This is a genomic window from Rothia sp. HMSC065B04 (genome assembly GCF_001812285.1).
GTDB lineage: Bacteria > Actinomycetota > Actinomycetes > Actinomycetales > Micrococcaceae > Rothia > Rothia mucilaginosa.
This window is the reverse complement of the sequence record NZ_KV808408.1, coordinates 156,597-169,718: the sequence shown is the minus strand read 5'-3', so window position 1 is coordinate 169,718 and position 13,122 is coordinate 156,597. Positions and strand designations below refer to the sequence as shown.

The 13,122-nt window shown below is 61.4% G+C and carries 9 protein-coding genes; 6 read left to right on the top strand and 3 right to left on the bottom strand.

The annotated features are described in order from the left end of the window. Window positions 1–10: 10 nt before the first annotated feature. Window positions 11–1,453, bottom strand: a complete 1,443-nt coding sequence (leuC, locus tag HMPREF2845_RS04100; RefSeq protein ID WP_049327759.1) for a 3-isopropylmalate dehydratase large subunit — start codon at window positions 1,451–1,453, stop codon at window positions 11–13. Between the two features lie 410 nt (window positions 1,454–1,863). On the opposite strand from leuC, the gene HMPREF2845_RS04095 reads away from it, so the two are divergent. Then, entirely contained in the window at window positions 1,864–2,760 is an 897-nt protein-coding gene (locus tag HMPREF2845_RS04095) for an IclR family transcriptional regulator (protein WP_371260507.1), read from the top strand. A gap of 112 nt (window positions 2,761–2,872) precedes the next feature. Here HMPREF2845_RS04095 and HMPREF2845_RS04090 read toward each other — a convergent pair whose 3' ends face one another. Further along, complete coding sequence (locus HMPREF2845_RS04090; RefSeq protein WP_070633955.1) at window positions 2,873–4,765, bottom strand: GTPase; 1,893 nt, start codon at window positions 4,763–4,765, stop codon at window positions 2,873–2,875. 47 nt (window positions 4,766–4,812) lie between these two features. Further along, window positions 4,813–6,759 carry a dynamin family protein gene (locus HMPREF2845_RS04085; RefSeq protein WP_049349028.1) on the bottom strand — a complete coding sequence of 649 codons (1,947 nt, stop codon included), beginning with the start codon at window positions 6,757–6,759 and terminating at the stop codon, window positions 4,813–4,815. Window positions 6,760–7,405: 646 nt separating this feature from the next. Between HMPREF2845_RS04085 and HMPREF2845_RS04080 the strand changes: the two genes are divergently transcribed. From HMPREF2845_RS04080 to HMPREF2845_RS04060, 5 genes are all read left to right on the top strand, one after another. After that, the gene (locus tag HMPREF2845_RS04080; RefSeq protein ID WP_239663294.1) at window positions 7,406–8,227 is read left to right on the top strand and encodes a DUF6318 family protein; all 822 of its coding nucleotides are present in this window, start codon (window positions 7,406–7,408) and stop codon (window positions 8,225–8,227) included. A gap of 268 nt (window positions 8,228–8,495) precedes the next feature. After that, on the top strand, window positions 8,496–9,698 hold the full coding sequence (locus HMPREF2845_RS04075) for a DUF6318 family protein (RefSeq protein ID WP_070633954.1): 1,203 nt from the start codon (window positions 8,496–8,498) through the stop codon (window positions 9,696–9,698). Between the two features lie 267 nt (window positions 9,699–9,965). Further along, complete coding sequence (locus HMPREF2845_RS04070) at window positions 9,966–10,808, top strand: DUF6318 family protein (RefSeq protein ID WP_070633953.1); 843 nt, start codon at window positions 9,966–9,968, stop codon at window positions 10,806–10,808. Window positions 10,809–10,914: 106 nt separating this feature from the next. After that, the gene (locus HMPREF2845_RS04065) at window positions 10,915–11,880 is read left to right on the top strand and encodes a DUF6318 family protein (protein WP_070633952.1); all 966 of its coding nucleotides are present in this window, start codon (window positions 10,915–10,917) and stop codon (window positions 11,878–11,880) included. Window positions 11,881–11,997: 117 nt separating this feature from the next. After that, entirely contained in the window at window positions 11,998–12,774 is a 777-nt protein-coding gene (locus HMPREF2845_RS04060; RefSeq protein ID WP_012903318.1) for a DUF6318 family protein, read from the top strand. Window positions 12,775–13,122 lie beyond the last annotated feature (348 nt).

The following is a 13,122-nucleotide window of genomic DNA, read 5'->3' as shown; positions in this document are numbered from 1 at the left end:
TAGCGGCGTGCTAGGCCACGACGTCGGACGGGGCGGACAGGGTACCGCGCACAGCGGTTGCGGCAGCAACCACCGGGGAGACCAGGTGGGTGCGGCCACCCTTGCCCTGGCGGCCCTCAAAGTTACGATTCGAGGTGGAGGCGCAACGCTCACCGGGTGCCAGCTGGTCGGGGTTCATGCCCAGGCACATGGAGCAACCGGCAAAGCGCCAGTCGGCACCGAATTCCTTGAAGACCTTGTCCAGGCCTTCTGCTTCTGCCTGTGCGCGGACCTTCTGTGAGCCGGGCACGACCATCATGCGTACGTTCTCAGCGATGGTGCGGCCACGCACAATGTCTGCGGCGGCGCGCAAATCCTCGATGCGGGAGTTGGTGCAGGAACCCAGGAAGACAACATCCACGGGGATTTCCTTCATGGGGGTGCCCGCCTCCAGGCCCATGTATTCGAGGGCGCGTTCTGCTGCGACCTTGTCGTTCTCGTCCTCGAAGTCGTCCGGGGAGGGAACGGCGTGGCTCAGCGGAATGCCCTGACCGGGGTTGGTACCCCAGGTGACGAAGGGTTCGAGCTCGTCAGCGTTGATGAAGATTTCCTTGTCGAAGACGGCGCCTTCGTCGGTGGGCAGGCTCTTCCAGTACTCGACTGCCTTGTCCCACTCTTCACCCTTGGGCGCGTGCTGGCGACCCTTGATGTACTCGAAGGTGATCTCGTCGGGGGCGACCATGCCGGCGCGTGCGCCCGCCTCGATGGACATGTTGCACATGGTCATGCGGCCCTCCATAGAGAGGGAGCGGATTGCGGAGCCGCGGTATTCGAGCACGTAGCCCTGACCGCCGCCGGTACCAATCTGCGCGATGACAGCGAGGATGATGTCCTTTGCGGTCACGCCGGGCTTGAGTGTGCCTTCAACGTTGATTGCCATGGTCTTGAAGCGTGCCAGGGGCAGGGTCTGGGTCGCCATGACGTGTTCCACCTCGGAGGTGCCGATGCCGAACGCGAGAGCGCCGAACGCACCGTGGGTGGAGGTGTGGGAGTCGCCGCAGACGATGGTCATGCCGGGCATGGTCAGACCCAGCTGCGGGCCGACCACGTGCACAATGCCCTGTTCTTCGTCACCGAGGGAGTGGATGCGCACGCCGAATTCCTTGGCGTTGCGGCGCAGGGTCTCGATCTGGGTGCGGCTGGTCAGGTCGGCGATGGTGCCGAAGATGTTGTCGGTGGGGGTGTTGTGATCCTCGGTGGCGATGGTCAGGTCGAGGCGGCGCAGGGGGCGGTTCTCGATGCGCAGGCCTTCGAATGCCTGGGGGGAGGTCACTTCGTGCAGTAGCTGCAGGTCGATGTAGAGCAGGTCGGGCTTGCCGTTTTCACCGGGGACGACGACGTGTGCGTCCCAGACTTTTTCTGCCAGGGTGCGCGGACGGGTGCCCGCGGTGGTTGCGTTCTGTTCGCTAGTCATGCTTTCTCCTGCTTGATGCGTTCCTACGGTGGATGCGTTCGGTGTGGTGCGTGCCGCAAGTTTGCGGAGTTGAGGGGCGGATTATTTACCCGATGGGACCCTCAAATCGGTATTTCCCTGCGGCGTGTCGCATATTTTTTCACGGATTCTTAGCCTGTGAGACGGCCTAGAAACACCCCGAACTAGCGAGTGTTTTTATGTGGGTTTACTCTATGACTCCAGGGTAATTTTGCGAGATTATTCGCATTTTTCTGCGTCTTTTCGCATATTTTCACCCATAAACCCACACAAACACTTATTATGAAAAGTTCACAATTTATCCCGTAGGGGGTGATTCCATCTTCAGCTCTGCATCTCAAAGAGTCCATGAAGTCCGGGGTATCTTTCATATTCTGAGATAGAATATAAGAATGACTCCTTCCGCCTCACGTTTTAACGCACACGGAATGCGTCACCCCAACGCATCCACATACCACAACGCACCGATTGTCGACCCCGTCAAGCCGCCCGAACACATGGCCGCCGACGAGCAGATGGTAGAGGTAAACTCCCACGGCTCCTCCGGCGTTGGCGTGCTCGACAAGGCGACCCTCATTCTTGATTGCCTCGAGGCAGGACCCGTATCCCTGGGCGACCTCGTCAAGGCAACCGGTCTGGCACGCCCCACCGCGCACCGCCTCGCCGTGGCGCTGGCTCACCACCGCCTCGTAGCCCGCGACGTGCAGGGACGCTTCATGCTCGGACCCCGCCTGACCGAACTCGCGTCCGCCACCATTTCCGATGAGCTCATCACCGTGGCAGACCCGATTCTGCAGAAGCTTAGCCTCGAAGCTGACGAGTCCACCCAGCTGTACCGCCGCCAGGGCGACTGGCGTGTATGCGCGGCAACCGCGGCACGCCCCTCCGGCATGCACGAATCCATCCCGGTCGGTACCCAGCTGTCCATGCAGGCTGGTTCCGCCGCCCAGGTTCTGCTGGCTTGGGAAGACCAGAACCGCATTGTTGAAGGCCTGCGCGACGCCCACTTCAGCGCCGCCATGCTCGCGGCTGTGCGCCGCATCGGTTGGGCGCAGTCCGTGGGTGAGCGCGAGCGCGGAACCGCCTCGGTCTCTGCTCCGGTGCGTGCGCCCGGCGGCAAGGTGATTGCGGCAGTGTCCATCTCGGGTCCGATTGACCGCATGACCCGCCAGCCGAACCGCAACTACCCTGAGCTGGTCGTTATGGCTGCTCAGGCGATTACGGACGGTCTGCGTGAGCTTGCGGCGTCTCAGCAGGCTCCCTGCGGTGAGAGTACTGAAGAGGACTAAGCTTCAGTAGCGTGTAGATTTAACGAAAAGAATCCCTCCCCGCCTCGATTGAGGTGGGGAGGGATTCTTTTGTGCGCTCTTAGTTTGATGCGGTTTCTCGGATGATACGCCGCTAAATGTCCAGCGCCTTGCGGTAGGCGTTGAGGCGCTTTGCTTCCTGCTGTACCGGGGCGACCACGCAGGACTGCACTGCCTTCTCCACGCCGGTCTGCAGGTGACCCCGCAACTTACGTGCGTAGTAGCGTGAACCCATGGCGGTAAGTAGCCTGCCCACACCCGCCGAGGCGATACCAAGCAGGATACCCAGCAGCAGAAGCAGGGTCGGCAGGGGCACCGGGGAGCCTTCGGGGGTCGGGGCGGGCGGCAGCTGAATCTGCAGGTACGCCATGCCGGAAATCAGGGTCAGCCAGCCGACGCCTACCAGGGCGCTCAGTAGCGCGATCCACTGCAGGGCATTGAAGATGACCCAGGGGGCGCGGGTGCGGCCCAGACCGTAGTCGATGCGCATCATGTCGCGTTCGAGCAGTTCGGGTAGCTCAGCCTCGCGGGAGAGGGCGGCTTCCTTCATGCTGCGTTTCCACGGTTCGTCGATGCGGGCCGCCATCTGCTTGCTGTATTGGCGCACGGCGTTTGCCATGCCAGCCTTCTGCGCGGCGCTCAGCGGAGGTAGCGAGGATGCCACCAGCTCGGGTGCGTTCTCGCTATCGGAACCGAGCATGCCCGCGGACTTCTCGGCCTTAGACGTGCTCTTCGTTTCGTCTTGCTGCCCCAGGTGCAGGCGGCGCAGGGGGTCAGCTTTCAGGCGGCTCATCCAGCGGGTGAGGATCCAGCCGGTGTGCTGACCCGCGGTGCGGCGGTAGGAGGCGGTTGCCGCCTGCAAAACCTGCTCTGCCTGGCTGGAGGTGTAGCATGCCTTCACGAGCTTCTGCTCCGCTTCGAGGGCGTAGGCTCCGGCGAGTACGGTGCCCTCTCCCCCGGCGTAGGTGCGCAGCTGGGAGGCGGTGGCGTGCAGCTGCGCGTCGGTTCGCTGCAGGGATAGGCTCTTGGCGGCGGCTACCTGTGCAAGCAGGTCACGGAGCACGTCGACGCCGTCACCGGTTCGTGCGGAGACGGCGATGGGTGCGGAGAGCAGGTGCGCTTCGGTGCCCTCGGCCTGGAGCAGGCGGGTGAGGGATGCGAGCACGGCGGGCACCTCGGCGGGTGCGAGTTTGTCCGCCTGGTTGAGCACGCAGAGCGCCTGCGCGCCGGATGCGGCAAGCGGCACCATGAAGTCGCGGTGGATGACGGCGTCGGCGTACTTTTGGGGGTCGACCACCCAGACGAGTACGTCTACGTAGCGCATCATGCGGGCGGCGAGGTCGCGGTTGGTGGTGGTGACCGAGTCGAAGTCGGGCATGTCCAGCAGGATGAGGCCGCCGGTGCGGGTGCGCATTTCGCCGCGTCCGCCGACGGCTCGGCGGATGCGGTTGAAGAGTCCGGGTGCCGGTTCGGTGACGGCGTTGGGTGCCGCCGCGCCCCCGGCTTTATTGTGTTTACCTGCCCCGTTGCCGTCGCTTGCTTCTCCTTCTGCGGCGAGCGCCTGAGTTTGCGGGTAAACGCGCTTGTCAATGCCGAGCCAGTCAAGTAGCTCTTCGCTGCCTTCTGCTTCCCAGATTGCCGCCTGCACGGTGGAGGTGGTCGGGCGTGTGGGCGCGGAGAGGGCAATGTTCTGCCCGGCGATGGCGTTGAAGAGCGTGGATTTGCCGCTGCCGGTCGCGCCGAAGAAGCCGATGACGGTGTGTTCGGTGGAGAGTTCGCGGCGTTGGCTGAGGCGTTCGAGGGTTGCGGCGGCGTCGAGCAGCACGGTTTCGGGGACTCGTCCTTCGCCGTAGCTAATGGCGTCCTTGAGGGATGCGACGGAGCGCGCGAAGGGCGAGGTTGCCACGGCGGGGGTGGCGCCTCGCTCGGTGTTGCGCTCAGTAGTATTGCGCTCGGCGTTCTCGAGTTTCTTCTCGGGGGTAGTCATAGTGCGTTTTTCTTCGTCTGTGGTGCGGGGTGCCTGTCCGGAGTGGTTTAGCGAGCAACCGTGCCGTTAGTGTGGGCTGCGGCTTGGCGCTGTGTGGTTTGACTCTGGGTGCTCATTTCTGCGGCGATTGCCTGCACCTGCTCAGCGGCGCGGTGAATGTCCTCGGCATCAGCCTGCGGGTCGGTTTCTTCCAGTACGGCGGTGAAGGGCTGAGCGTGCTCAGTGAGCAGCCCCGACATGCGTTCGAGCAGGTCGGTGCGGGCGCGGGTTGCCATGCGGCGCACCGCGTCTTCACCGAAGATGGACTCGAGCAGTTTGGTGCCGACCACTCCGCTACCGCCGGCGATACCCGCCTCAATACCGGTGATGCCGCCGGTGAGGCTGAACGCGGCAACCATGAGCATCACGGCGGTGGCGTTCACGCCCAGGGAGAGGAAGCGGGCGCGTTTGCGCTTGTCGGCTCCTTCTTCGCGGATCATTTCGAGGACGGATCCCTGCCAGAGGCGAATCTGTTCGGCAACGGCTGCGGAGAAGATGTCCTCGGCGGACTGCACTTCCCCCTTCGCTTCGTTGCCCTTTGCCTCGCCGTTTGCGCCTACGTTCTGTTCGGGCGCGGCGGAGGCCGTCTGCGGCGCAACAGAAACAGCCTGCGGCGCATCAAGGCGCGCCAGCAGGGAGCGTCCGGCGCGGCTGGCACGCCAGCGGGTGCGGGTATTTTCGGAGGCGCGGGCGGCCGCATCCAGCACGACGGCGTGGATGCCGCTTTCGAGGGCGTCTTCTACCTTCTGGGCGGCGGCGGGCTGGCCTCGCAGGGCGGAGCCGACGCGGTCGCGCAGGCGACCGATGGTGCTGTCGAGGGAGCGGAAGAAGTCGCCGGTTCCCACGAAGTCGTGCCAGCGCGAGAGCACTTCGCCGCGTAGCAGGGAGCCGTCGGAGAGGGCGCCGTCGATGGTGGTCAGCGCGTCCTCGTATTCTTCGGCGACGATGGTGGCAAGCGACTGGTGCGCCGCCTGCTGGCGTGCCTGTTCGGCGGCGAGCACCTGCAGGTTTCCGGCGAGGGTTTCGACGGCACCGGCGAGGGTCTGCCGGGCGATGGCGGCGCGGGCGGGTGCGTCGGCGCCAAGTTCGCGGATCCACAGGGTCAGCGGGGCGAGGCTGACGGGGGCGAGCATGCCGCTTGCGTCGCGGGGCTGTTCGGTGACGGTGTGAATCAGTACGGCGTGGATTCCCGCCTCGTCGAGCATGCGTCGCAGGTCGTTTTCGATGGCTTCTTCGTCGCCTTCGGGCACGCGGTTGAGCACCACGGCGATGGCGATGGAGCGTGCGGCTGCTTCGTGGAGCAGTTCCCAGGGCACGGCGTCGGCGTAGCGGTTGGCGGTGGTGACAAAGAGCCACAGGTCAGCGGCGGAGAGCAGTTCCTTGGCGAGGGTGCGGTTTTCCTCGGAGACGGAGTCGATATCGGGTGCGTCGATGAGCGCGATGCCCTGCGGTAGCGCCGAGGTAGTAATAGGAATGAGGGCGCGCGCGATCTTCGGGTCGAGGCCGGGTAGTGCCTGCGATCCGGCGTTCATGCCGGAGGTGCGGGTGCGCGGCAGGGTGGGCAGGAAGCGTTCGGGTGATAGCGCCGCTTCGTCTTCTGCGCGGTGCAGGAGTACGGGGTGGCGGGTGGTGGGTCGAATCGCGCCGGACTGGGTGAGCGGTTCGCCGAGCAGGGTGTTGACGAGGGTGGATTTGCCGGCGCCAGTGGAGCCTCCGACCACGATGGTGAGGGGGTTATCGACGCTGGCGCTGCGCGGCAGGATGTAGTCGTCGAGTTGGCGTGCCATGGCGGCGAGCAGGGTGCGCGCGGTGGCGGTGCCGTGCTCGGCGGTACCGTCGTGGGTGACGGTGTAGGGGGTGCCGGGGGTTTCGCCGGCTTCTACGTCGAGCGGGAGGGGGATTCGAGTGAGCAGTTCGCGAGCTGCTTTGAGCTGCGCATAGTCGGTGGTAGTCACAGCGCTATTGTCCCATAGGGTGCACCTGCTTCATGCCATGTGTAGGCGTTGCGGTGGGCGCGTTGCGGTTGCGGGTTGTTTGGGGGCTCATATTGAGGTGTTTTTGATAGGTGTTTGGACAACCTGAAGAGGTTGAGATACTACTTGCACACAGGGTGCAACAACTCCAATTTATGATTTATTCATAAGAAGAGCAGGTGAGAAAATCCTTGATTTTCCGCAGGAAATCAGTACATTTCAATGCGGTTACCCGGAACACATTGGTACGTTTTATAACCCGCATAAAACGGGCAAATATTAAGATTTGATAACTTTTTACGCTCAAGCGCAGATATGGTCATTTTGAACCTGAAAGTACGCTTAGAATCGTTGAGCACGACATACAGGCAGGTCATAATCCACACCGAATCCCCAGGAGGTTTCTGACCTGCCCTTCGTATCGCATCCGTACTCACCGCGGTATGCGATACCCACCGGGAATGCTCACCGAACCCTCACGCAACTACATTCACAATTTACTGCCGTTGAGGTTCACTGCATCCGAGCTACCCGCATACTGTCTGCCCATCTTTACTCTTGCGAAAGGTTGCGTATGTTCGGTTCGCTGTCACGGCGCCATCTTCTTGCTCTTTCTTCCGGAGCAGCATTGAGCGCACTCGCAAGCGCTTGCAGCCCCAGCGCAGTTTCTCGCCCTCAACCACTCGCTAACCCTTCCCCTACTAAGGCTGCTCCTCAGAGCTCCCAGACCAAATCTGCGACCACCACGCGCAGCATTACGTACGCCGAGCCCCTGCCCGCATCCGCCCTGGACGGTCGCGGACCGGCTCTTCTGCCGGATCAGTTCTTTGAGCGTTCCGGAAATTTCTCAAACGGCACCCTGAGCCATCGAGCCGTCAATGTCCCCCGCCCCACCATGCCCCCGGAGGCTAAAGAGCGCACCGTCGAGGGCCTGCACGCCTTTCTGCAGTACTGGGGTGCGGCGCAGAACTACATGCTCCTCACCGGCGATACCGACCCTTTCATGGGTCTGCCCGGCCAGGAGCACTTTAGCAACATGGCGCAGATGTACCGCGATATCTACCGCTACAACATTGGCTGGCTGGTCTCTAAGAACAACCACCCCATGTGCATTAACCTGAGCTCCCCGCAGCCGGTGCCCGCTACCGAGCAGGACGTCTACTGCTGGAAGGCGACCCTGAAGGTGGACGAGAACGCGTTCTTGTTCAACCATGAGACCCGTCAGCGTGAGCAGCTCACCGGTATCTACGGCAGCAATCAGAAGGCGGATGCTTACGTCTACTTTGGTGAAGAGGGCTGGCAGATGCTGGAGGATCCGAAGTCTTCCCCGAGTGCTACCGCCACCCCTGCGGCTACCGCTGAACCGTCCGCGAATATTCCGAGTGCGCACCCGACCCCGAATGAGGGCACCCCTTCTAAGGCGGCTCGTTATATTCGAGGCTCAGCCTAAAGCTTCTTTACATCCGTGCCTCAAAGAACCCGTCATATTGGGTGATATGAGGCACGGATGAGGGCTTTTATTTGTGTGCCACGCGTGAAATCTATAGGCTAGGGCTAGATGAGGTCCGCCCATTTTTGCCTCAATACGCGTCTACTCGCCCTGCGGGTGACTGCTTCGCGCCCTCCTGTAGGGGCGTGATGTTAGGCTGAGAATTGGAGCGTGAGCTCTTCACTTATCACCGATACTTCCGCATCACAGCACATTCAAGGGGATCACTATGATTCACAGCCGCCGCCACTTTATTGCGCTTACGGGCACCGCCGCCCTGGGTGCGATGCTTGCCGCTTGCGGTTCCAAAAAGACTGAGGAGGCGACTGCCTCCCCCACTGCTTCCGCTTCGATTGCGGGTGCCTACGACAATCTGTCGGGCGAGCTGAAGTGGACTAAGTACATTGCGGGCAACGGTGCGGCCCCGATGAGCAGCACCGACCCGGAAACCGGTCAGGTGTACACGATTGAGCCGACTGCCGGCCCGGCAAGCGTTGATTCTAAGGCGAGTGCCGTGCCCATCCCGATTGAGGATGAGAGCATGTACGACAAGAACGCCCGCGGTCTGCGCGCCACTTTCGCGTATTTTGCGGCGGCGGTGAACTATGCCCGCATGACCGGTGACCCGGGTCCTGCTCTGCAGGTGGTTCAGGCGCAGAACTCTACCGACCGTGCGGCGCTGGAGAAGCTGCGCGTGTTCTACGCGACCGGTACGAACTGGCTGGTGGGCGGCGAGTGGACGTTCCGTCTGACCGATAAGCAGCCGACGACCCGCGGCACGAAGTATTCGTGGGCGTGCACCGTGACTCAGGCACACGGCATGCGGGTTGAGAAGGCGACTAATACGACCAAGCCTCTGGAGGACACTGAGGCCCCGGAGATTAAGGCTCTGTACGCTGAGTACGATGAGGAGGCGAAGCGCTGGGTCGTGATTTCGCCTCAGCAGTACGATCCTGCGTTGGCTCCGAAGCCGACTCAGACTCCGCGCGCGCATCCTTCCTCGACCTATACCCCGACGGTGACTGATGACAGCACTGTGGCGGCTAATGCTGGTGCGAATGCCGGCGCGAATACTTCGGGTAACGGCGCGGCTCAGGGCACTGCTCAGAATGGTGCCGCGCAGAACGGTGGTGCGCAGGCTCCTGCCGCCCAGAATGGTGCAGGTCAGGGCGGTTCCCGTCAGTACACTGGTTCCCAGAATGGTGGCGCACAGACCGGCACCGGTCAGGGTGGCGCGGCTCAGGCTCCTCAGCCTGCCGCTACCCAGGCGCCTGCGGCTACCGCTCCCGCGCAGCCCGTGGCGACTCAGCCTGCAGCTGCGACGGCTCAGCCGACCGTAGCGCCCGGTGCCCCCGATGCGGGCGGTGCAGCTGGCGGCGCTGAGGCACCTGCCGGTGTTCCCGGTGGTGTCCCCGGTGAGGGCGCCCAGTAGCCCCTCCCCCTATAGACGATGAACGCGTCCCCTCTTTCACCCCATCTGGTGCGATGCTCCCGCTGGTTCCACTGAGTTCACTGGCTGCGGTAAGTTCGCTGATGGGCGGCATATCACGCTCCTTTGAGCGCTGGTACGCACGGGTGTGAAGGCGGGGGCGCGTTATACTTAGGACTGTCTCTAGAGGGATGTCCGCGTGTGATATCCGCTCGTCGAGGCGCACTCTCACTCGTCTCTCACCTGAGATTCTCACTCGAAAGGTACTCCGTGGCGCTTTTCCCCATGACCTCCGGGCTTCCCAGTTCCACTACCGGCATCAGCCGCCGTTCTGCTCTGCGTTACGCGGGTGCGGGCGTTGCGGGCGTGTCTTTGAGCGCCCTACTGGTTGCGTGCGGTGGTTCTTCGTCCACCAGCGAAAACGCTGATGCGGATACCCCTCAGATTTCCCCTTCGGCTTCTGCGCGTACTGATTTTAGCGGCGAGGTCACCTTCGACAACTATGAGAAGAAGGGTACTTTCGTTCCGGCGACCGAGTCTGCGCCCGCTCAGAACGTGCCGTTCCCCAAGCGCCCGGCGAGCGCTTCGGAAAACTCGGTGCAGGGTCTGTACGATTCGATTGCATTCGTGTATGCGGCGATTAACTACCTGGTGCTGACCGGTGATGCGGCTCCGCTGCGTGAGTCGAAGGCTGATGAGAAGTTCGTTGCTTCGTTCTCGTCGTTTATGGATGAGTCGAATGAGAGCTCGCAGAATCGTGATTGGTTTGTGTCGCCGAAGGTGACCATGTCTGCGTTCACTGCGGTTCCTGCGCTGGTGAAGAAGAGCGTGCAGTGGACCTTTGATCTGGTGATTGATTTGGGTCCGACCGTGGTGATTGACGGTGCTCCTGCGGAGATGTCTGAGAAGGTGCGCCGTACTGAGCGCGGCTTGGTGATTACCGGTGTGCGCCACGATAATGACTGGACTTTGACTATTCAGGATGAGTACGAGGCTCAAGCGTCGGCTCAGCCGCAGAATGGTGGCGCTAATGGTGGTGCCGCTAATGGGGGTAATGCTGGCAATTCCGGCAACTCCGGTAATGGCGGCAATTCTAATGGTGACAACCTTTAAGCCCTCAGATGGATGAGGCATCATGCCCTAACTCGCACTCGGGTTAGGGCATGATCTGTTTTACTCTGGTAGTAACGAGCTTTCCTGGATTCAAGGTTTTTCTCTTATGTCTTCTTTTTCTCAGTCTTTCTCTCGCCGCTCCCTGCTGCGCCTGGGCTTGGGCGCATCTGCTGTTGCGGGTTCTGCGGCGCTGTTGAGCGCGTGCGGCTCGGGTAGCTCTAGCCAGCAGTCGGGTTCTCAGGGTGGTAGCCTGAATGGTTCGAAGTCGAGCGCTAACCCGAATGGGTACAGCGATGATGGTAAGAACTATTCGGGTCTGGTGGAGTACACCCACTATGAGGGTGCGGTGAATTATGAGCAGGGTACGGTGGATCATCCGCCGCGTAATGCTCCGAAGCCGAAGGTGACTGATACTCTCTCGTTGAATACGGTGACGGGTTTTCATGAGGCGATTGCCTATTTTGCGGCGGCTATGGATTATCTGGTGAAGACCGGTAGCACGGATGCGTTCTCGACCGGTATTCAGCTGTCGTCGAAGACTCGCTCTGAGGTGGATGCTCTGTCGGCTTCTATTCTTGCGGGTGTGGAGAAGGGTTCCTGGTATGTGAATCCGTCGGCTTCCTATGCGCTTTCGAGTGCGCAACCGTCCATTATGAGCGATGGCAACCTGCTGTTTAAGGGCAAGTACACTCTGGACTTCGGTGCGGAGGCGGTGGCTGAGGGCAAGATCCAGCCGGTGGTCGCCTCCGCGAGTACTTCTGCTGAGCCTACTGAGCCGTCCGAGGATGCGCTGGTGTCTGATGCGGCGTCCCCCACTGCTTCGGCTTCTGCTACTGCTACTGCGGCGGGTCCGGCTTCTCGGGTAACGGTTCAGGAGTGCGATTTCCGCGGTCGCTACCACGCTGATTCTAAGATGTGGGAGCTGAGCGTGGCGTACGGTGCGACGCTCCAGGGCGGCGCTTCCACCGCGAGCGCGGCGGCGTCCGGCGCGGCATCTGGTTCGGCTTCTGCTTCTGCCCCCGCTTCTGCTGAAGCTTCCACTGAGGCGTCCGCCACTTCCGCGGCGTCATAGTTCGTCATAACGCTTTTATCTGCGAGGCGCTTCTCACGCTTCGTCCACTCAACTCTGTATCCTGTTGGGTTTGCGGCTAAACTGGTTGCAATCACCGACTGACTGAAAGGTATCACTATGTCCGAGAACCTGACCCGCCGCGCGGCGCTGGGCGTACTGGGCGTCAGCTCCATGGCTTTGCTGGCGGCTTGTGGCTCTAAGGCTACTTCTGAGGCGTCTGCTTCCGCTTCTGGCTCTGAGAGCGCTTCTGCTGCTGCTTCTGAGTCTGCTACCGCTTCGCCCTCTGCTTCTGCATCGGCGTCTGCTTCCCCTTCCGCTTCTGCTTCGGCTTCGGCTACTGCAACGAACTCTCCGCTGCCTAACGACAATAAGGATTACAGTGGCGTAGCGAAGCTGGAGAAGATGGAGGATCACGGCGAGTACCAGCCGGGTAATGCTGAGCACCCGCCGCAGAACGTGCCGTCCCCGATTGTTCCGGAGGCTATGCACCAGAATTCGGTGGCTGGCTTCGCGGCGGCTCTGGCGTACTTCGGTGCGGCGTTTGAGTACCTGCTGCGTACCGGCGATATGCACTACATGAACGAGGTCAGCACCGACCAGGAGACCCTGGCGGCGATGAAGAAGTACGCGGACTCCACCAAGGCCGGTATTGATGAGAAGAAGACCTGGTACGTGAACCCGACCGCTACCCTGACTATTGGTACTAAGCAGCCGGTTCTGGCTCAGGGCGCGTACAACTGGACCGTGACGTTGAACGTGGACCTGGGTGAGAAGCTGTTCAAGGACGGCAAGGAGCAGACCGTGGCGGCTGATAAGCGTCACGTGAAGATGTTCGGTGAGGCTGTTGGCCGCTACCTGAACAACAAGTGGGATCTTCACATGGACATCAACTAGTCCTCTGAGGCTGGTTTTCTCCCCCGCTTTTAGCGTTGTGCCGTCTCAGGATGCGGTTTTCTACTGTTTTTTCCATTGATGGCAATAAAATTTGTGGCTCCAGCTTGCGGTGAACGGAGTTCACCACTACTCTTATATACAGAGGTTGTCTTTTGGGCTACATAATGTTTCTAGAGAGCGCCGCACATTCATCATCCTTTGTCGAGAAAGGGTTTGTGCGGCGCTTTTCTGTACCCTCTTTCTGAACCTCGTTCCTTGAGGTTTTTCTCTGGCATTATTACGAACTGTGACCGCAGGTTTAAACCTGCCGCCGGTGAGTAGTAGAGTTGCCACGTAACCGATTATTCA